This window comes from Pseudomonas sp. B21-059 (assembly GCF_026016285.1).
In the GTDB taxonomy this organism is placed as follows: Bacteria; Pseudomonadota; Gammaproteobacteria; order Pseudomonadales; family Pseudomonadaceae; genus Aquipseudomonas; species Aquipseudomonas danubii.
The window spans coordinates 4,662,445-4,682,500 of record NZ_CP087201.1 but is presented as its reverse complement, the minus strand read 5'-3'; the positions used below and the strand labels follow the sequence as shown (position 1 = coordinate 4,682,500).

Below are 20,056 nucleotides of genomic sequence, written 5' to 3'. Positions count from 1 at the left end.
TTAGAAATGAGCATTCTGCTTGAATGTTGATTTCTAGTCTTTTGATTAGATCGTTCTTTAAAAATTTGGGTATGTGATAGAAAGATAGACTGAACGTTACTTTCACTGGTAACGGATCAGGCTAAGGTAAAATTTGTGAGTTAAATTGCAAATTTTCGGCGAATGTCGTCTTCATAGTATAACCAGATTGCTTGGGGTTATATGGTCAAGTGAAGAAGCGCATACGGTGGATGCCTTGGCAGTCAGAGGCGATGAAAGACGTGGTAGCCTGCGATAAGCTTCGGGGAGTCGGCAAACAGACTTTGATCCGGAGATCTCTGAATGGGGGAACCCAGCCATCATAAGATGGTTATCTTGTACTGAATACATAGGTGCAAGAGGCGAACCAGGGGAACTGAAACATCTAAGTACCCTGAGGAAAAGAAATCAACCGAGATTCCCTTAGTAGTGGCGAGCGAACGGGGACTAGCCCTTAAGTGGCTTTGAGATTAGCGGAACGCTCTGGAAAGTGCGGCCATAGTGGGTGATAGCCCTGTACGCGAAAATCTCTTAGTCATGAAATCGAGTAGGACGGGGCACGAGAAACCTTGTCTGAATATGGGGGGACCATCCTCCAAGGCTAAATACTACTGACTGACCGATAGTGAACTAGTACCGTGAGGGAAAGGCGAAAAGAACCCCGGAGAGGGGAGTGAAATAGATCCTGAAACCGTATGCGTACAAGCAGTGGGAGCAGACTTTGTTCTGTGACTGCGTACCTTTTGTATAATGGGTCAGCGACTTATTTTCAGTGGCGAGCTTAACCGAATAGGGGAGGCGTAGCGAAAGCGAGTCTTAATAGGGCGTCTAGTCGCTGGGAATAGACCCGAAACCGGGCGATCTATCCATGGGCAGGTTGAAGGTTAGGTAACACTGACTGGAGGACCGAACCGACTACCGTTGAAAAGTTAGCGGATGACCTGTGGATCGGAGTGAAAGGCTAATCAAGCTCGGAGATAGCTGGTTCTCCTCGAAAGCTATTTAGGTAGCGCCTCATGTATCACTGTAGGGGGTAGAGCACTGTTTCGGCTAGGGGGTCATCCCGACTTACCAAACCGATGCAAACTCCGAATACCTACAAGTGCCGAGCATGGGAGACACACGGCGGGTGCTAACGTCCGTCGTGAAAAGGGAAACAACCCAGACCGTCAGCTAAGGTCCCAAAGTTATGGTTAAGTGGGAAACGATGTGGGAAGGCTTAGACAGCTAGGAGGTTGGCTTAGAAGCAGCCACCCTTTAAAGAAAGCGTAATAGCTCACTAGTCGAGTCGGCCTGCGCGGAAGATGTAACGGGGCTCAAACCATACACCGAAGCTACGGGTATCACGTAAGTGATGCGGTAGAGGAGCGTTCTGTAAGCCTGTGAAGGTGAGTTGAGAAGCTTGCTGGAGGTATCAGAAGTGCGAATGCTGACATGAGTAACGACAATGGGTGTGAAAAACACCCACGCCGAAAGACCAAGGTTTCCTGCGCAACGTTAATCGACGCAGGGTTAGTCGGTCCCTAAGGCGAGGCTGAAAAGCGTAGTCGATGGAAAACAGGTTAATATTCCTGTACTTCTAGTTATTGCGATGGAGGGACGGAGAAGGCTAGGCCAGCTTGGCGTTGGTTGTCCAAGTTTAAGGTGGTAGGCTGGAATCTTAGGTAAATCCGGGGTTCTAAGGCCGAGAGCTGATGACGAGTTACCTTTTAGGTGACGAAGTGGTTGATGCCATGCTTCCAAGAAAAGCTTCTAAGCTTCAGATAACTAGGAACCGTACCCCAAACCGACACAGGTGGTTGGGTAGAGAATACCAAGGCGCTTGAGAGAACTCGGGTGAAGGAACTAGGCAAAATGGCACCGTAACTTCGGGAGAAGGTGCGCCGGTGAGGGTGAAGGACTTGCTCCGTAAGCTCATGCCGGTCGAAGATACCAGGCCGCTGCGACTGTTTATTAAAAACACAGCACTCTGCAAACACGAAAGTGGACGTATAGGGTGTGACGCCTGCCCGGTGCCGGAAGGTTAATTGATGGGGTTAGCTAACGCGAAGCTCTTGATCGAAGCCCCGGTAAACGGCGGCCGTAACTATAACGGTCCTAAGGTAGCGAAATTCCTTGTCGGGTAAGTTCCGACCTGCACGAATGGCGTAACGATGGCGGCGCTGTCTCCACCCGAGACTCAGTGAAATTGAAATCGCTGTGAAGATGCAGTGTATCCGCGGCTAGACGGAAAGACCCCGTGAACCTTTACTATAGCTTTGCACTGGACTTTGAATTTGCTTGTGTAGGATAGGTGGGAGGCTTTGAAGCGTGAACGCCAGTTTGCGTGGAGCCATCCTTGAAATACCACCCTGGCAACTTTGAGGTTCTAACTCAGGTCCGTTATCCGGATCGAGGACAGTGTATGGTGGGTAGTTTGACTGGGGCGGTCTCCTCCTAAAGAGTAACGGAGGAGTACGAAGGTGCGCTCAGACCGGTCGGAAATCGGTCGTAGAGTATAAAGGCAAAAGCGCGCTTGACTGCGAGACAGACACGTCGAGCAGGTACGAAAGTAGGTCTTAGTGATCCGGTGGTTCTGTATGGAAGGGCCATCGCTCAACGGATAAAAGGTACTCCGGGGATAACAGGCTGATACCGCCCAAGAGTTCATATCGACGGCGGTGTTTGGCACCTCGATGTCGGCTCATCACATCCTGGGGCTGAAGCCGGTCCCAAGGGTATGGCTGTTCGCCATTTAAAGTGGTACGCGAGCTGGGTTTAGAACGTCGTGAGACAGTTCGGTCCCTATCTGCCGTGGACGTTTGAGATTTGAGAGGGGCTGCTCCTAGTACGAGAGGACCGGAGTGGACGAACCTCTGGTGTTCCGGTTGTCACGCCAGTGGCATTGCCGGGTAGCTATGTTCGGAAAAGATAACCGCTGAAAGCATCTAAGCGGGAAACTTGCCTCAAGATGAGATCTCACTGGGATCTTGAATCCCCTAAAGGGCCGTCGAAGACTACGACGTTGATAGGTTGGGTGTGTAAGCGCTGTGAGGCGTTGAGCTAACCAATACTAATTGCCCGTGAGGCTTGACCATATAACACCCAAGCAATTTGCGTAACTCGAAGAGACGATTGCGGTGTGTGAAGACGCTACAAACCGAAAGTTTGCACAACACACAAATCTATTACATACCCATTCGCTGGCACGTTGCATCAGCAACGGACTGGCTACCGAATTTCTTGACGACCATAGAGCGTTGGAACCACCTGATCCCATCCCGAACTCAGAAGTGAAACGATGCATCGCCGATGGTAGTGTGGGGTTTCCCCATGTGAGAGTAGGTCATCGTCAAGATTAAATTCCGAAACCCCAATTGCGAAAGCAATTGGGGTTTTGTTTTTGCGCGGAGAAAAAGCCAAGTCCTACAGCGACCAGAAAGGACATTGCCCACGCATAGCCCCACAACCGCAGTGAGGGTCAGCACCATTGATCACTCGTGATGGAAATCCCCTCAAAAACAGTGAGTGGTTTTTGCTATGGTGCAGCTCTTTTTAAGGACTTGAGTTCACCCGCACGGATCAGCGTCGACCTCTATTCAACGAGAAGTTGTAGCAATGCCCGAAGCGATTCCGATCAAGGACCACGAAAAAGAGAACCGCCTGGTCAACAAGCGCCTGCTCGCCTGCGCTATGTTGGTGGTGGCCATTACTTGCGCCTTGGTAGGGCGTATGTACTTCCTCCAGGTGGTGGAGTTCGACTATCACTCCACCGTCTCGGAAAACAACCGTGTCCACGTGCTGCCGATCACCCCGACCCGAGGGCTGATCTATGACCGCAATGGCGTGGTCCTGGCGGACAACCGCCCCAGCTTCAACCTGACCATCACCCGCGAACGCACCACCGATCTCAAAGGCGAGTTGGACACGGTGATCGACCTGCTGCACCTGCCGCCAGAGGATCGAACCCTGTTCGACAAGGAAATGAAGCAGGCCCGCCACCCCTTCGTCCCCGTGACCCTGTTCTACGAGCTCACCGAAGAGCAAATCGCCGTCCTTGCGGTCAACGAGTACCGCCTGCCAGGACTGGATGTGCAAGCCCAGTTCGTCCGCCATTACCCCATGGGCGCCCACTTTGCCCACTCCATTGGCTACGTTGGGCGGATCAACGAGAAAGAAACCAAGACCCTGGACTCGGTGGAATACCGTGGCACCCAATCCATTGGCAAGACGGGCGTCGAGAAATTCTACGAGTCCGAGTTGCACGGTCACGTCGGCTATGAAGAGGTCGAGACCAACGCCCAGGGGCGGGTCATGCGCGTGCTCAAACACACAGATCCTATCCCCGGGAAGAACATCGTCCTGAGCCTGGATATCAAGCTCCAGGAAGCTGCCGAAGAGGCCCTGGGGGACCGTCGCGGCTCAGTGGTGGCCCTCGACCCTGCCACGGGCGAAGTATTGGCCATGGTCAGCAAGCCAAGCTTTGATCCCAACCTGTTCGTCACCGGCATCAGCTTCAAGGAATACGCGGCACTGCACGACTCCATCGATCGCCCGCTGTTCAACCGGGTGCTGCGCGGCCTCTACGCACCGGGCTCCACCATCAAGCCGGAGGTGGCGATTGCCGGCCTCGACACCGGCGTGGTGACCGCCTCGACCCGAGTCTTCGATCCCGGTTACTACCAATTGCCGGACTTCGATCACAAATACCGCAACTGGAACCACAGCGGCGATGGTTGGGTGGATATGGACGCAGCGATCATGCGCTCCAACGACACCTACTTCTACGATCTGGCCCACAAGCTCGGCATCGACCGCCTGCACGACTACATGGCGATGTTCGGCCTGGGTGAGAAAGTCTCCCTGGACATGTTCGAGGAATCCCCAGGATTGATGCCATCCCAAGCCTGGAAGCGCGCCACCCGCCGCCAGCCCTGGTTCCCGGGGGAAACCGTGATCCTCGGCATTGGTCAGGGCTACATGCAGGTCACGCCGCTGCAATTGGCACAGGCCACAGCGCTGATCGCCAACAAGGGCGTGTGGAACCGCCCGCACCTGGCCAAGACCATCGATGGCGTAGCTCCGGTGGATGAGCACCCGATGCCCAACATCCTGCTGAAAAATCCCCATGACTGGGATCAGGTCAGCCACGGTATGCAGATGGTGATGCACGACCCGCGGGGCATCGCCCGCGCTGCCGCCGCCGGTGCGCAGTACCGTATCGCCGGCAAGAGCGGCACCGCCCAGGTGGTGGCGATCAAGCAGGGCGAACGCTATGACCGCCTCAAGACCCGCGAGCGCAACCGCGACAACGCCCTGTTCGTCGGCTTTGCCCCCGCCGAGCACCCACAGATCGTGATCGCGGTCATGATCGAGAACGGTGAGGCCGGCGGCCGGGTCGCAGGGCCCGTGGTGCGACAGATCATGGACGCCTGGCTGCTGGACCAGAACGGCCACCTCAAGCCGCAATACGCTACACCCGCCAAGGCCCCTGGCGATCCCCACGTCTGAGTCGTTGCAACACCGGGCTGCCCGGCATCTTGTGAGTCCGCCCGAGCGTCCCTTGCGTCACTGAGCGGTGAGGCGTTCCTGCAGCAGCTCCAGGAACAGCACCTCGGCACGGCTCATGCGTTGTTCACGGTTCCACAGCAGATGGATGTCGACATCGGCGATGCCGTCGTGGGGCGGCAGGCGCCACAGCAGCCCGGCGTCGACATCGGCGGCCACCACATGCTCTGGCAGGCAGCCGATGCCAAACCCGGCAATCACCAGGCGCCGTACTTCCTCCAGGCTTGGCGAGGAGGCGACGATGCGCCCGCTGAAGCCTTGCTGGTCACGGAAGATGGTCAGTGGCGAGAGCATGCCGCCGATCTGGTCGCTGGTGAAACTGACGAAATTCTCCCGCTGCAGGTCGCCCTCGGCCACGTCCTGGCGCCCGAACAATGGATGATGCTTGCCGCAAAAAAATGCGTAGCGCTGCCGCAGGAACAGCCGTTGTTCCAGGCGTGGCTGTGGCCGCCGATTAAGGCTCAGGCCCAGGGTCGCGGTCTTCTCCTGCAGGGCACTGACGATATCCGAACTGCGCATCACCTCGACCTCCAGGTCGACGCGCGGATGCTGGCGATGGAAGTCGGCCAGAAAGTCATCGAAACGCTCATTGAAGATCCGGCTGATGATCAACAGCCGCACCTTGCCGATCACCTCGTCGGCGGGCTGCTCCAGCACGCTGCTGACCTGGGACATCTGGCCGTAGATTTCCCCGGCCAGGGCAAAGATCTGTTCGCCCACTTCGGTCAGGGCAAAACGCGGCCCGCGTCGGGCGATCAACTGCCGTCCCAGCTGTTCTTCCAGGCGCTTGAGGGCTTGGCTCACTGCCGGTTGGGTCAGGTGCAGGCGCGCCGCTGCGCGACTGATGCTCAGTTCCTGGCCGATCACCCGGAAGGTGCGCAGCAGGTTCCAGTCGAGGCGGTCATTGAGCAGGCGTCGGGCATCGCGGTCGGACATGGCAGGGCTCTGGATCGGGATCTAGGCGAATAATAAGCCAGGATAATAATCGAGATAACCAATAGAAAATTGACTAATTATCTGGCGAAACGGATAAATCCCTCCCAGACAGGCGCCCACAGAAGCCCCTGCGCTTGACCCTTTCTCCTGCCACAAAAATAACCAAAGGAGCCAACCATGAAGCCTTCCGCTTCGCCGCAGCCACGCCGGGCCGCGGCCGCCGCCTTTATCGGCACCATGATCGAGTGGTACGACTTCTACATCTACGCCACCGCTGCGGCGCTGGTGTTCGGTGCCTTGTTCTTCCCCTCCGACGACAAACTGTTCAGCACCATGGCCGCGTTCGGGACCTTCGCTGTGGGCTTCTTCGCCCGGCCCCTGGGGGGCATCATCTTCGGCCATATCGGCGACCGTATCGGCCGCAAGAAATCCCTGGTCATCACCTTGCTGATGATGGGCGTGGTCACCGTGTGCATCGGCCTGTTGCCGACTTATGCACAGATCGGCGCCCTGGCCCCGGTGCTGCTGATCCTGCTGCGCATCGTCCAGGGCATTGCCGTGGGAGGCGAGTGGGGCGGAGCGGTGCTGATGGCCGGCGAACATGCGCCCAAGGGCCGGCGCAACTTCTTCGCCTCCTTCGCCCAATTGGGCAGCCCGGCGGGTTTGATTCTCTCGCTACTGGCCTTCAGCGCCGTGACCCGCCTGCCCGAGGACGCGTTGATGAGCTGGGGCTGGCGCCTGCCGTTCCTCGCCAGCGCGTTGTTGCTGCTGGTAGGCCTGGCGATTCGCCTGGGGGTCAACGAGTCGCCGGAGTTTCTCGCCAGCCGCGAGCAGGCGGCCAAATCGCTGCGCAAGGAACAGGCACCTGTGATGCAAGTGCTGCGCACGGCCTGGCTTCCGCTGCTGCTGTGCATCGGCGCCAATACCCTGGGGATCGCCGGGGTGTATTTCACCAACACCTTCATGATTGCCTACACCACCCAGCAACTGGAGATTCCCCGTTCGCTGATTCTCGAATGCCTGTTCGTGGTGGCGATCATCCAGTTCTGCATCCAGCCCCTGGCGGCCTGGACCGCCGAGAAAATCGGCGCCACGCGCTTTTTATGCCTGGTGTCAGTACTGGCCATGGCCTCGCCCTATCCGATGTTCGTGTTGGTGAGTTCAGGCCAAGCGCCGCTGATGATCCTCGGCATCGCCCTGGCAGTGGTGTGCATGGCCTCCTTCTACGCGGTGATCGCCGGTTACGTCAGCGGCATGTTCGAGACGCGGGTGCGCTACACCGCGATCTCCCTGGCCTATCAAGTCTGCGGTGCCCTGGCCGGTGGCCTGACCCCGCTGATCGGCACCTGGCTGGCCCACAGGTTCATCGGCCAATGGTGGCCGATGGCGCTGTTCTACAGCCTGATCGCTGCAGTATCGCTGATCTGCGTGCTGGCCCTGTCGCGCCGTCACGCCCACGCCCATCGCCTGGAAATGGCGTCCCACGCTTGATTGTCCGGAGACACGATCGATGTTGAAAATCAATGGCCAACGCCTCTGGGCGAGCCTGATGGCCATGGCCGAAATCGGCGCCACCGCTCGCGGCGGTAGCTGCCGTCTGGCCCTGAGCGATGAGGACCGGGCCGGACGCGAACTCTTCGCCCACTGGTGTACAGAAGCTGGCATGACCCTGAGCGTCGACCCCATCGGCAACCTGTTTGCCCGGCGTCCCGGCAGTGACCCGCACGCAGCCCCAGTGATGATGGGCAGCCACCTCGACACCCAGCCCGAGGGCGGGCGTTTCGACGGTGTCTACGGCGTGCTGGCCGGCTTGGAAGTGCTGCGCACGCTCAATGATCTCGGAGTCCAGACTCGCAAGCCTCTGGAGGTGGTGGTGTGGACCAACGAGGAAGGCGCGCGTTTCACCCCGGCGATGTTCGGCTCGGCGGTGTTCACCGGGATCATGTCCCTGGACGCCGCCCTGGCGGTGCGCGACGCCGATGGCATCAGCGTCGCCGAGGCCCTGCAACGCACCGGTTACGCCGGCAATCGGCCTTTGGGCGGGGCAGTGGATGCCTATTTCGAAGCCCATATCGAACAGGGCCCGATCCTTGAAGACAACGCCAAGAGCATCGGCGTGGTCAGTGGCGGTCAGGCGATCCGCTGGCTCGACGTTCAGGTTGAAGGCATGGCCGCCCACGCTGGCACTACGCCGATGCCACTGCGCAAGGATGCCCTGTATGGCGCCGCGCAGATGATCCTCGCCGTGGAGCAGGTGGCAGCGGATTTTGCCCCGCAAGGCCTGACCACTGTCGGTGAGCTGAGCGTTGCCAAGTCATCGCGCAATACCATTCCCGGGCGGCTGACCTTCACCGTCGACCTGCGCCACCACCATGATCAACAGATCGCCGCCATGGAGCAGCAGGTTGAGGAACGCCTGGAGCGCATTGCTCGGGAGCGCGGGCTCAAGGTCCGCATCGACCGCCATTGGCTCAGCCCGGCCACGCCCTTTGATGCCGAGTGCGTGGCGGCGGTGCAGCAGGCGGTGGATGGGCTTGGCTATCCTCAGCAGTCCATCGTCAGCGGCGCGGGCCACGATGCCATCCTGCTGGCGCGCTATTGCCCCACCGCCATGGTGTTCATTCCCTGTGTCGGAGGCTTGAGTCATAACGAAGCCGAAGATGTGTTGCCCGAGGACGTGTGCCAGGGCGCCGATGTATTGCTTAACGCCGTGCTGGCCCGTGCCGGCCGGGTGGCCTGAGGAGACCTTGATGCGCAGTTTTTTCCACCCTGAACAATTGCTTCACCATCCCCGCAGCTACTATTCCCGCGGCCAGATGCGCACGCCCCAGGAAGTTCCCGAGCGTGCCCGGCGCCTGGTGCAGGCCGCGCACTCCCTGGGCTTCGAGGTCAGGCAACCCGAGGACGCCGGCCTGCAACCGCTGCTGGCAGTGCACGGCGCGCCGTACCTGGCATTCCTTGAAGAGGCCCATCGACGCTGGAAGGAAATCCCCGAGGATTGGGGCGATGAAGTCATGTCCAACATCTTCGTTCGCGAGCCCAATGCCCTGCGCGGCATCCTTGCCCAGGCAGCACGTTACCTGGCGGACGGCAGTTGCCCGGTGGGCGAGCAGACCTGGCGCTCGGCCTACTGGTCGGCCCAGAGTGCCATTGCCGGGGCCCGTGCCCTGCTGGATGGCGAGCCGGCCGCCTACGCTCTGTGCCGCCCGCCGGGGCACCATGCCCGGGCCGAAGCCGCTGGCGGTTTCTGCTACCTGAACAACGCGGCGATTGCCGCCCAGGTACTGCGGGAGCGGTTTGCCCGGGTGGCTGTGCTCGATACCGACATGCACCACGGCCAGGGCATTCAGGAAATCTTCTACGAACGTGCCGACGTCCTGTATGTCTCGGTGCATGGCGACCCGACCAACTTCTACCCGGGGGTGGCCGGCTTCACCGAGGAGCGTGGCAGTGGCGCGGGGGAGGGCTATAACCTCAACCTGCCGATGGCGCATGGCGCCAGCGAAGCGGATTTCCTCGCCCGCCTGGAACAGGCCCTGGCTGCGGTGAAGGCATTCGGCGCCGAGGTGCTGGTGCTGTCCCTGGGCTTCGACATCTACGAGCTCGATCCGCAAAGCAAGGTCGCGGTGACCCGAGACGGCTTCGCCATCCTTGGCCAGCGCATCCGCAGCCTTGGCCTGCCGTGCCTGATTGTCCAGGAAGGGGGTTACCACCTGGACAGCCTGGAAGACAACGCCCGCGCCTTCTTTGCCGACAGCGCCGCCTGGGCCCTTTAGGACCAGCCGGGCGGTGTTCCGCTCAATGCCCTTTTCGCTGGCAAGCCAGCTCCTGCAGCAGGGGCTGGGAGGAGGCGTGGGGTACTTGCCATTTGCTTTACGTTAACGTCAACATGCTCGGGCGCCCGTTCCACTGGCGCAGGTTTTGCTTGATCTCGAATGACAGGGTAAGCAATGCAGGGCTGCCCGATGATCCGGACAAAGCCCCTTTACTGCCCTCTGAACCCGGTGTAGACATTGACCACGGCTTGCGTGCCTCGCGCAATCCAAGGGAGTGGAGCGGGTACAGCGGGCGGACCGATTCGGAGCGCTTGATGACTCTTATAAAAACAACAAAGGGTGAGCAGCAACACGAAGCCCGGCTGGCCCGGGAGCGGCTGCACCTGGAAGGCGAGATCCCCGATGGGGTCTTGCGTGCGGAAATCGATGCCTCATGGCGGCGCAGCCTCAGCCATGGCGTGCACTTTGGCAGTCAGCATCAACTGACCCTGGAATCCAGCGCCAGCCTCGAGGTGCTGCTGGCCAGCAATCGTCTGTTGCTGGACGCGGCAACCCCGGCCATCGACTACCTGACCCAGCATCAGGGCCAGGATGGCCTGATCATACTCGCTAACGCCGACGCCACCATCCTGGCCATCGAAGGCCGGGCCGACCGGCTCAAGGACAGCGGCGTGCAGGACATCACCCTCGGCGCCTGCTGGAGCGAGGCCACCCGTGGCACCAACGCCCTGGGCACGGCCCTGGTGGAAGCCCGGCCGACCCTGATCGATTGCGGCGAACACTACCTGGATCGCCTCAGCCATTTCTCCTGCACATCGGTGCCCATCCAATGCCCCCAGGGCGAGATCCTCGGCGTTCTTGACCTGACCCGCGAAGGCCCCCTGGGCCGCGTTCAGGACAGCACCGCGCTGTTGTCCATGGCGGTCAGCCAGATCGAGGCGCGAGTGTTCCACGCGTCCTACCCGGAGCAGATCGTCCTGGCCTTCCACAGTCGTCGGCAATACCTCGAATCGCCCTGGCAAGGCCTGCTGGCCCTGAGCCTGGGCGGGCAGATTCTTGCGGTCAGCAGCCAGGCCTGCCAGTTGCTCAACACACCGCGCGCGGCCCTGGTGGGGCGGCGTTGCGAAGAGTTCCTCGGGCTCGACGGCCTGCAACTGCTGGCCCGCCTGCAGCAAGGCGCCGTGGGCAGCCTGCAGACCGCCAAGGGCGAGCTGTTCTACAAGGCCCTGCGGGCGCCTCAACCGTCTCTGAACCTGCACCGCACGCCCCGCAGCACACCGAAAGCCACGCCCATGCCTCAGGACCTGGAAGCCCTGGCCGGGGGCAACAGCCGCTACGCCCGCACCCTGCGCATGGCCCGCCAGGGCTTGGCCAACGGCTTGCCAGTGCTGTTGCTGGGAGAAACCGGCACCGGCAAGGAAGTCCTGGCCCGGGCCCTGCATCGTGCGGGCAGTCGTGCCGAGAAACCCTTTGTCGCGGTCAACTGCGCGGCGATTCCCGAAGGCCTGATCGAGTCGGAGCTGTTCGGTTACCGCGAAGGCGCCTTCACCGGCTCGCGCCGCGGCGGCATGATCGGACGCCTGCAACAGGCCCACGGTGGCACCTTGTTCCTCGATGAGATCGGCGACATGCCCCTGGCCCTGCAAGCCCGCCTGCTGCGAGTGCTGCAAGACCGCAAGGTAGCGCCCCTGGGAGCCGGTGAGGAGCAGGACATCGACATTGCCCTGATCTGTGCCACCCACCGCGACCTCAAGCAGCAGGTGCAAGAGCAGGCCTTTCGCGAAGACCTGTTCTACCGGGTCAACGGCATCAGCGTGCTGCTGCCGGCCCTGCGTGAACGCGAAGACCTGCAGCCGCTGGTGGACAGCCTGCTGGCCAGGCTCGGCGGCGCCGACGTGAGCCTCAGCGACGAACTGCGCCGGCTGCTGACGGACTACCACTGGCCGGGCAATATCCGCCAGCTGGAGATGGTCCTGCGCACCGCCCTGGCCCTGCGCGAAGAAGGCGAGTGCCACATCGGCCTGGAACATCTGCCCGACAGCATGCTCGACGATCTGCAGGCCAGCGAGCGGCCGCAGACCGGGAGCATCCGCGAGAACGAGCTGGAGCTGATCCGCAGTGCCCTGGACAACCATCAGGGCAATGTCTCGGCGGCTGCGGACGCCCTGGGCATCAGCCGCGCGACCCTGTACCGCAAGCTCAAGCAGTTGCGCGCCTGATGCGGCGCCTGATCACCCGGCTGGTGGACAGCCGCGACCCCCAGGCCCTGAGTGCCGCCCTGGGCTGGCTCTACAGTTTCGTGCGGCCCCATCGGCTGGCCATCGGCGGCCTGCTGGGGCTGTCGGTGTGCGCCTCGTTGCTGGTGCTGGTGCAACCCTGGCTGACCAAGCTGCTGATCGACGACGGCCTGCTGGCCCGGGACTTCTCCAAACTGGTGCTGATCGCCGGCTTGATGATCCTTGCCGGTCTGCTGGGCACGCTGCTGTCCGGGGTCAATCGCTACCTGCATACGCGCCTGTCCGGACGCATCCTGTTCGCCCTGCGCGACGACCTCTATCGCCATCTGCAACGGTTGTCGCCGAACTTCTACGGGCAGCGGCGAATCGGCGACCTGATGTCGCGCCTGGACGGCGATGTGGCGGAGATCCAGCGCTTTGCCGTCGACTCATTGTTTTCCGCAGTGTCCAGCGTGATCGGTCTTGTCGTCGCCCTGGCGATGCTCCTGACCCTGTCCTGGCAACTCTCGCTGCTGGCCCTGGTGTTGATTCCCCTGGACGTGCTCTGGCTGCGCTGGATGCGGCGCAAGGTGGAGCGCGATGTACGCCAGTTGCGTGAGCGTTCCGCGGACATGTCCTCGTTCATGGTGGAAACCCTGCCAGTGATGAAATTCATCCAGAGCGCCGGCCAGCAGCAACGAGAGGCTCAGCGCCTGGACCGCCTCGGCCAGGGCTACATGAACCAGTTGCTCAAGCTGCAGGTCACCGAGTTCTTCACCCAGGCGGTGCCCGGCACCCTGACCTCATTGTCCCGGGCCTGCGCCTTCCTGATTGGCGGTTACTGGGTGGTGCAGGGCACCTGGCAACTGGGGGCGCTGATTGCCTTCTCCACCTACCTGGGCATGGCGGTGGGACCGGTGCAGAGCCTGCTGGGACTGTATGTGGCGATCCAGCGCATGACCGTGAGCCTGGGCCGGGTCATGGAACTGCGCGGTGAGGAGCCGGGCATCAGCGCCCCCACCGCGCCGTTGCCGGTGCCGGACAATGGCGAGCTGCACTTCAAGGATGTGCACTTCAGTCATCCGGGGCGCGGCTCGACCCTCAAGGGCATCGAAGCGCGGATTCCCTATGGCCTCAAGGTGGCCCTGAGCGGCACTTCGGGGGCCGGGAAAAGCACCTTGATCGACCTCTTGCAGCGTCACCATGACCCCCAGTCCGGGCAGGTGCTGCTGGGGGGCATCGACCTGCGTCAACTGGACCTGGCGCAACTGCGCCGCCAAGTGGCGGTGGTCAGCCAGGACATCGTGCTGTTTCGCGGCAGCCTGGCGGACAACCTGGCCTACAGCGTGCCCGCTGCCAGCCGCGAAGCCGTGGCCGAAGTGGCGCGGCTGGCGCAATTGCAGGGGCTGATCGAGTCCCTGCCCGAGGGCCTGGACAGCCCCCTGGGCGAGCGTGGCCAGCAGCTGTCCGGCGGGCAGAAACAACGCATCGCCATCGCCCGTGCATTGCTCCAGGACCCGATGATCCTGGTACTGGACGAAGCCACTTCGGCGGTGGACGAAGCCACCGAGCGCGAGGTGATCGAAGCCATCGACCGCCTGTTCGCCGGGCGCACGCGCATCCTGATCAGCCACCGGCCTTCGACCCTGGCCGACGCTGACCTGCGCTTCGAGTTGCTGGACGGGGTATTGCACAGCGTGGCGGTGGCCCATGAAGCCTGAGCTGCGCATCGGCGTGATCGACAGCGGCCATGCCCCCCATCAACGGGTGGCGGCCGGCCGGCGTTTCTTTCTGCTGGCGCAAGGCATGGGCGAGGGCGAGTTGCAGCAGGATACCCTTGGCCATGGCAGCGCGATCATCGAGGCCATCGAGCAGCGCGCGCCCGATGCCCAGCTGTATCTGGCCCAGGTGTTCGATCAGCGCGGGGTGACCAGCGCCGCGCAAGTCAGTGCCGCCCTGTATTGGCTGCTGGAGCAGGATGTGCGCCTGATCAACCTCAGTCTCGGGCTGCGCCAGGATCGCGATTCACTGCGCGCCGCCTGCGCCGAGGCCGTGGCACGCGGCGTGCTGCTCTGTGCGTCCAGCCCGGCCCAGGGCGAGCCGGTATTCCCGGCCCGCTATCCCGGCGTGTTGCGGGTCACCGGCGATGCGCGTTGCAGTGCGCAGCAGTGGTCCTGGCTGAACACGGCCCAGGCCGATTTCGCCGCCTGCGTGCGCGCCGGCCGCCCGGGGCCGTCCGGCGCCAGCCTGGGCTGTGCTGCCTTGAGCGGGCATATCGCCGCCTACCTCAATACCCAGCCCGGCGCGAGCAATCTGCAGGTGCGCCAGTGGCTGCAGGAGCAGGCCGCCTACCAGGGGCCCGAGCGCCGGAGCGTGCCATGCAATCGATCCTGATCCTGGGGGCGGGGCCGGCCGGCGCGGCGGTGGCCCTGGGGCTGCGGCGCCTCGGTTACCCGGTGACCCTGATCAGCGACTGGCGGCGTTTTCCGGCGCTGGAGGGGGTCTCGCTGCGGGTGCTGGAAGCCTTGCGCGGCGCCGGTCTGGAGTCGGCACTGGCCCAGGCCCTGCACCCTTCCCAGCGGCAAGTGGCGTGGAACGGCGCGCAGCATGCGCAGAACATCGAATACCTGCTGGATCGCCCGACCTTCGACCGTGGCCTGCGCGATGCCCTGCATCAGGCCGGGGTGACGCTGATCCACGGCCGCGTGCTGGGTGTGCAGTCCACGGCGCTCGGGCACCGGGTGCAGGTGCAGGGGCACGAGGAGCAGCTCGGCGAGTTCCTGGTCGAAGCCCGCGGGCGTCAGGCGCCTGCATTGGACAAGGCACTGCAGCAGGGCGTCGGGAATGGCCGGCGTGGCCCGGAAACCCTCAGCTTGCTCAACCGCTGGCAAGGGCCGTCTGGCACTGCCGCCAGTGCCGTGCACAGCCTGGAGGACGGCTGGGCCTGGATGGCCCGGCGCAGCGACGGCCAGTGCTACTGGCAACTGACCCTGGATGTGGCCAGCGCCGCACTGCCGGGCAAGGCGCAGTTGCTGGAGTACTGCCGTCAGCGCCGTCAGGCGTCAGCCCTGGCCGCGGATTTTTTTGCCGGGGGTGCCGAACAGGATCTGCAGCTGCACGCCCGTAGCAGCACGGCGATTCTCTGCCCCCAGGTGTGCGGCGCTCACTGGCTGCGGGTCGGGGATGCGGCCATGGCGGTGGACCCGCTGTCTGGCAATGGCATCTTCCAGTCCCTGTCCTCGGCGCTGCAGGCGCCGGCGGTGATCAATACCCTGTTGCAGCGTCCGGAGCGCAGAGCCCTGGCCGGGCGCTTTCATCAACAACGGGTGGAGCAGCTGTTCCTGCGGTTTGCCCGCATCGGCCGGGATTTCTACGCCGACGAGCAGCGCTGGCCCGAGCAACCGTTCTGGCAGGCCCGCCGGCACTGGCCGGACCAGCAGCCGGCACACGCGGCCGTGGACTTTGCAGCCTTGCGTATCGAGCACGCCCCGGTACTGCGCGATGGCCTGGTGGATGAGGCCGAAGTGGTGATCACCCCGGACCAGCCCCTGGGTATCTGGCATGTGCAGGGCGTGGAGCTGGCGCCGTTGTTGCGCCGCTTGCAGCACCAGCCCCCGAGCCAGGCCCTGGCGGAGCTGAGCCCGGAGCAGGGGCGGGTGGTGCGGGGCTGGTTGCTGGCCCAGGGCTATCGACCCTGAACCCGCCGTGCACAAGCGAGCGGGCTCAGGTTCACTGCCCTGAGGGTAGGTTCAGTTAGCGCTGGTACACCCGCTGGCCGCCTTTCCAGGTCTGGTAGACCTGGATGTCCCTGATGCCGGTAGCCGGGATGTTTTCGTCGAGCGGGTCCTGTTCGAGAATCACCAGGTCGGCGAAGTTGTGGTCCTGCAAGGACCCCATCCAGCGCTCGGCGTGGCATTGCCAGGCGGCATCGTAGGTGATGGCTTTCAGCGCCTCTTGGCGAGTCAGGCATTCGCCAGCGTTGAGCACCGGGTAGTCTTCAGGGTTCTGCAGGACCGGATACGGCGATTGTGCGCTACGGATGCCCTCCATCTTGCGGGTCACGGCCTGCTCCATGGAGCGCAGCGGGCCCAGTGGGGTGACCGTGCAGTCGCTGTGCAGGGAAATGCGCAGATTGTGCTTGAGGGCCGATTTGCACAGGTCGAGCATGGTCTCGGCCCGCTGCTCGAAAATCGCCTGTTGGAAGGAGTAGCCCCAGTAACCGACATGCCCGATCAGGAAGCTCGGTGACAGCCCCAGCTGGTTCATGCGCTCAAGACTGTCCGCGTTCAGCAGCGAGCAGTGTTCGATGCGATGGCGCTTTTCCAGGCCGTTGCCGTCCTTGAAGGCCCCTGCGTAGGCTTGCAGGGTGAAGTCGATGGCTCGGTCGCCGTTGGCATGAATCATCAGGGGCCAGCCGGTCTCGACCGCTTTGCTGACCAGGGTCTGGTAGGCCACGGGGAGGGTTTGCGGGTCTGGCTGCTGCTCGTCGCAGACATTGAAATTGCCCCGGCGGGGGGTGGTTTCACAGCAATAGTCCACGCTCTGGTAGCCGGTCAGGCCCTGGTTGGAGCCGTCTGATACCAGCTTCACCGAGCCCTGGTAGATGCGTTTGGCTTCTTCGCGGGTGGCGGGTCGATAGGGTGGCAGGCTTTGCAGGCTTTTGGCGGAGCCGTCGCAGGCGGCGGCGTAACCGATCCGCAGATTCCTGGGATGAGTCAGGAAGTAGGCGTCCAGCACCAGTCTTGAGATGGGGTCCATCATGGCGTCGTACAGCAGGGTAATTCCGCGTTGCGTGGCGGTGTTGAAGTAGTCTTCGAGGTGTTTGAAGATCTTCAGCATCTGCAACTGCTGCTGGACCGGAATGGAGCGAATGGCGTGGAGGATTTCACGCTCCTGCAACAGGCCTTTGTTGGCTTTGACGCCGGTCTTGCGAAAGACCGCTTCGCTCGCCGCACTGTTCATGTAGGCGGTGTGCATCGACGCACTGATCAGCAGGATCGGGCGTTCGGCGTCGATGCTGTCCAGGTTACCGATCTCTTCATCGAAGCCACAGCCCAGGGTTATGAGTTGGTTCAGGCCACCTTCCACCTTCTTGAACGGCATCAAGGCCGGATCGACCATGCGCCCGAGAATCCATGACGAAGGGTCTTTGACCGGGGCACTGCGCAGGGTCTCGACCAACCAGTTCCAATCATAGGTTTCTCGCAGGCGTTGTCGCTCTTGATCGAACGCGCCCACCGGTATCCAGTCTTCCATGGCGCAGCTCTGCACGATGTGCGCGTGGGGCTCCACCAGGCCCGGAAGCAGGGTCCTGCCTTCCAGCGACTGGACCCTGTAGGCGATGCCCAGGGCTCGCAGGCGGGATTCGACGTCGGCCAGGGTGCCTGAGGCGACCACATCGCCGGCGTGGATGCCCAGTGCCTCGACCCGCTCGTCCATGTTGCCGTTGCGTAGCGGATAGATGTGGCCATGGGTGAAGACGATGGATTCGCCACCCGTCTCAAGACCCGGGCCATGGGCGTTGGCAAGCTGGCCCGTCAGATGGCCGGTGGGGTTCAGGCTGTGCTTCAAGGCCTCCCAGATCGGGTTGTGGCATCCACACTGGATGTGGTCGTGATCATTTCCATTCGATCCCATGATGCGTTCCTCGGCGGTGCGGTGGTATGAGGGGTGCAGGAAGAGGGGCCGGGCTCCTTGTACCAGCTGTCGAGCGGGCCCGGGCTGAGCGTAGCAGCGCTTTGAGTGAAGGCCGGGGGGCGTCGAAAAAAATCTGGCGCCCCTGGCGAGGACGCTGAACGTCCGGAGGGGGGAGGCTGTGCTGGCCGTGGATCAGAGCTTGATCAGCACCGATTTCAGTTCGGTGTAATGCTCGATGGCCGCGTGGCCCATTTCCCGGCCGAGCCCGGACATCTTGTAGCCGCCAAACGGCAGTGCCGGGTCCAGGGCGCTGTGGCAGTTGACCCACACCGAGCCGGACTTGATCTTCGGAATCATCCGGTGCACCGCTGCCAGATCGTTGGACCAGATGCTTGCGCCCAGGCCATAGGGGCTGTCGTTGGCCATGCGCAGGGCGTCGGCCTCGTCGTCGAAGGGAATCGCCACCAGCACCGGGCCGAAGATTTCTTCCTGGACCAGCGAGTGCTTCTGGTCGACATCGACGATCACCGTCGGCTTGACGAAATACCCCGGGCCGAACTGCTCGCCGCCACAGGCAATGGTGGCGCCGCTGTCCCGGCCCATCTCGATGTAGCGGTAGACCCGCTCCTGCTGGCGCGCGGAAATCAGCGGGCCCATCTCGACGCTGGCGTCCAGGCCGTTGCCCAGCTTCATGGCATTGGCGATGCCGGCAATGTCGGCCACCACGTTGTCGAAGTGCTTGCGCTGCACATACAGCCGCGAACCAGCGCAACAGACCTGGCCTTGGTTGAAGAAGATCGCGCTGGCGGCCCCGGCGGCGGCACTGCCCAGGTCGGCGTCGGCCATGACGATGGTCGGCGATTTGCCCCCCAGCTCCAGGGTGACCCGGGTCATGGAGTCCATGGCGATCTTGCCGATTTCCTTACCCACGGCGGTGGAGCCGGTGAAGGTCAGTTTGTCCACCAGAGGGTTGTGGGTCAGGGCGCTGCCGGCGGTGATGCCGGTGCCGGTGACCACGTTGAACACGCCGTCGGGGTAGCCGGCTTCCTGTACCAGTTCTGCCAGTTTCAACGCACTGAGCGGGGTTTCATCCGCCGGCTTGAGCACCAGGGTGCAACCGGTGGCCAGGGCCGGGCCGAGTTTCCAGCAGGCCAGCAGCAAGGGGAAGTTCCAGGCGACGATGGCACCGACCACGCCCAGCGCTTCGCGGCGGATGAAACTGTGGAACTGATCGTCGGGCATCAGCGGCAGCGAGACCTCGACGCTGGCGCCTTCGATCTTGGTCGCCCAGCCGGCCATGTAGCGCAAGAAGTCGATGGACAATTGCACGTCCATGGCCTGGGCCACAGCCGCGCTCTTGCCGTTGTTCAGGCATTCCAGTTGGGCCAGCAGTTCGGCGTCGCGCTGCATCAGGTCGGCGAGTTTCCACAGCAGGTTCTGCCGCTCCCGGGGACGGGTGCGGGTCCAGGGCGAGTCGTCGAAAGCCTGGCGCGCTGCCAGCACTGCGCGATCGACATCGTCCACCGTGGCCCGGGGCACCAGGCACAGCTGTTCGCCGGTGGCGGGGTTGCGCAGGGGCATGGTCTGGCCATCGGCGGCCTCGACCCAGTGGGCGCCGATCAACATGCGCGGGGCGCGCTGGATAAACGCCGTGGTAGCGGCGAGCAGTGGGGCAATAGCCATGGCGAAGCCTCTTGTTGTAGGTGAGGCAGGGGCTTTCGCAATGGCTATGCCAGTTCCGTCGTGGCGGCGTGGCCTCGGGATTGCGGGGGCTTGGGCGCGCTGCCGAGGCTGGCGCGGCGGTGGCTTTTCGCAAACTGCGACAGCCCGGTGAGATTCAAGAGACGCACCGGTTCGTCGGTCTGGGCCCATTACCGCAAGCCTGGAGCGAAGCGGCTCAGAATGAAAGTTGACCATTTCGCGATA

The 20,056-nt window shown here is 62.5% G+C and carries 11 protein-coding genes and 2 rRNA genes; 10 read left to right on the top strand and 3 right to left on the bottom strand.

The features are described 5' to 3' along the window. Positions 1 to 203: 203 nt before the first annotated feature. The 3 genes from LOY69_RS20465 to mrdA all read left to right on the top strand — a co-directional run bounded on the left by LOY69_RS20465 (position 204) and on the right by mrdA (position 5,508). A 23S ribosomal RNA gene (locus tag LOY69_RS20465) occupies positions 204 to 3,095 on the top strand. Between the two features lie 144 nt (positions 3,096 to 3,239). Then, positions 3,240 to 3,355 (top strand): 5S ribosomal RNA (rrf, locus tag LOY69_RS20460). A 260-nt stretch (positions 3,356 to 3,615) separates the two neighbouring features. Then, the gene (gene mrdA / locus LOY69_RS20455; protein WP_265073524.1) at positions 3,616 to 5,508 is read left to right on the top strand and encodes a penicillin-binding protein 2; all 1,893 of its coding nucleotides are present in this window, start codon (positions 3,616 to 3,618) and stop codon (positions 5,506 to 5,508) included. Between the two features lie 57 nt (positions 5,509 to 5,565). Here mrdA and LOY69_RS20450 read toward each other — a convergent pair whose 3' ends face one another. Next, on the bottom strand, positions 5,566 to 6,501 hold the full coding sequence (locus LOY69_RS20450; RefSeq protein WP_102880101.1) for a LysR family transcriptional regulator: 936 nt from the start codon (positions 6,499 to 6,501) through the stop codon (positions 5,566 to 5,568). Positions 6,502 to 6,678: 177 nt separating this feature from the next. Here LOY69_RS20450 and LOY69_RS20445 point away from each other — a divergent pair, with 177 nt between their 5' ends. The 7 genes from LOY69_RS20445 to LOY69_RS20415 all read left to right on the top strand — a co-directional run bounded on the left by LOY69_RS20445 (position 6,679) and on the right by LOY69_RS20415 (position 16,191). Continuing rightward, on the top strand, positions 6,679 to 7,992 hold the full coding sequence (locus tag LOY69_RS20445; protein WP_265073523.1) for an MFS transporter: 1,314 nt from the start codon (positions 6,679 to 6,681) through the stop codon (positions 7,990 to 7,992). A gap of 19 nt (positions 7,993 to 8,011) precedes the next feature. Continuing rightward, the gene (locus LOY69_RS20440; protein ID WP_265073522.1) at positions 8,012 to 9,241 is read left to right on the top strand and encodes a Zn-dependent hydrolase; all 1,230 of its coding nucleotides are present in this window, start codon (positions 8,012 to 8,014) and stop codon (positions 9,239 to 9,241) included. Positions 9,242 to 9,251: 10 nt separating this feature from the next. After that, complete coding sequence (locus LOY69_RS20435; RefSeq protein WP_265073521.1) at positions 9,252 to 10,277, top strand: histone deacetylase family protein; 1,026 nt, start codon at positions 9,252 to 9,254, stop codon at positions 10,275 to 10,277. 314 nt (positions 10,278 to 10,591) lie between these two features. Next, positions 10,592 to 12,496, top strand: coding sequence for a sigma-54-dependent Fis family transcriptional regulator (locus tag LOY69_RS20430; protein WP_265073520.1), 1,905 nt, complete (start codon positions 10,592 to 10,594; stop codon positions 12,494 to 12,496). Beyond that, positions 12,496 to 14,214, top strand: a complete 1,719-nt coding sequence (locus tag LOY69_RS20425; RefSeq protein ID WP_265073519.1) for an ABC transporter ATP-binding protein — start codon at positions 12,496 to 12,498, stop codon at positions 14,212 to 14,214. The genes LOY69_RS20430 and LOY69_RS20425 overlap by 1 nt, the downstream gene beginning before the upstream one ends. Then, positions 14,204 to 14,887, top strand: a complete 684-nt coding sequence (locus LOY69_RS20420; RefSeq protein WP_265073518.1) for a S8 family serine peptidase — start codon at positions 14,204 to 14,206, stop codon at positions 14,885 to 14,887. The genes LOY69_RS20425 and LOY69_RS20420 overlap by 11 nt, the downstream gene beginning before the upstream one ends. Beyond that, positions 14,872 to 16,191 (top strand): NAD(P)/FAD-dependent oxidoreductase, encoded by a 1,320-nt coding sequence (locus tag LOY69_RS20415; RefSeq protein WP_265073517.1) that lies wholly within the window; start codon positions 14,872 to 14,874, stop codon positions 16,189 to 16,191. Before LOY69_RS20420 ends, LOY69_RS20415 begins: the two co-directional genes overlap by 16 nt. A gap of 55 nt (positions 16,192 to 16,246) precedes the next feature. Here LOY69_RS20415 and LOY69_RS20410 read toward each other — a convergent pair whose 3' ends face one another. Both LOY69_RS20410 and LOY69_RS20405 read right to left on the bottom strand, forming a co-directional pair. Then, the gene (locus tag LOY69_RS20410; RefSeq protein WP_265073516.1) at positions 16,247 to 18,130 is read right to left on the bottom strand and encodes an amidohydrolase; all 1,884 of its coding nucleotides are present in this window, start codon (positions 18,128 to 18,130) and stop codon (positions 16,247 to 16,249) included. A 192-nt stretch (positions 18,131 to 18,322) separates the two neighbouring features. Beyond that, positions 18,323 to 19,813 carry an aldehyde dehydrogenase family protein gene (locus tag LOY69_RS20405; RefSeq protein WP_265073515.1) on the bottom strand — a complete coding sequence of 497 codons (1,491 nt, stop codon included), beginning with the start codon at positions 19,811 to 19,813 and terminating at the stop codon, positions 18,323 to 18,325. Between the last annotated feature and the right edge of the window lie 243 nt (positions 19,814 to 20,056).

Bases quoted from the DNA above. Each gene is read 5' to 3' on its own strand.
- mrdA (WP_265073524.1), top strand. From the start codon at position 3,616: ATGCCCGAAGCGATTCCGATCAAGGACCACGAAAAAGAGAACCGCCTG.
- LOY69_RS20450 (WP_102880101.1), bottom strand. From the start codon at position 6,501: ATGTCCGACCGCGATGCCCGACGCCTGCTCAATGACCGCCTCGACTGG.
- LOY69_RS20445 (WP_265073523.1), top strand. From the start codon at position 6,679: ATGAAGCCTTCCGCTTCGCCGCAGCCACGCCGGGCCGCGGCCGCCGCC.
- LOY69_RS20440 (WP_265073522.1), top strand. From the start codon at position 8,012: ATGTTGAAAATCAATGGCCAACGCCTCTGGGCGAGCCTGATGGCCATG.
- LOY69_RS20435 (WP_265073521.1), top strand. From the start codon at position 9,252: ATGCGCAGTTTTTTCCACCCTGAACAATTGCTTCACCATCCCCGCAGC.
- LOY69_RS20430 (WP_265073520.1), top strand. From the start codon at position 10,592: ATGACTCTTATAAAAACAACAAAGGGTGAGCAGCAACACGAAGCCCGG.
- LOY69_RS20425 (WP_265073519.1), top strand. From the start codon at position 12,496: ATGCGGCGCCTGATCACCCGGCTGGTGGACAGCCGCGACCCCCAGGCC.
- LOY69_RS20420 (WP_265073518.1), top strand. From the start codon at position 14,204: ATGAAGCCTGAGCTGCGCATCGGCGTGATCGACAGCGGCCATGCCCCC.
- LOY69_RS20415 (WP_265073517.1), top strand. From the start codon at position 14,872: ATGCAATCGATCCTGATCCTGGGGGCGGGGCCGGCCGGCGCGGCGGTG.
- LOY69_RS20410 (WP_265073516.1), bottom strand. From the start codon at position 18,130: ATGGGATCGAATGGAAATGATCACGACCACATCCAGTGTGGATGCCAC.
- LOY69_RS20405 (WP_265073515.1), bottom strand. From the start codon at position 19,813: ATGGCTATTGCCCCACTGCTCGCCGCTACCACGGCGTTTATCCAGCGC.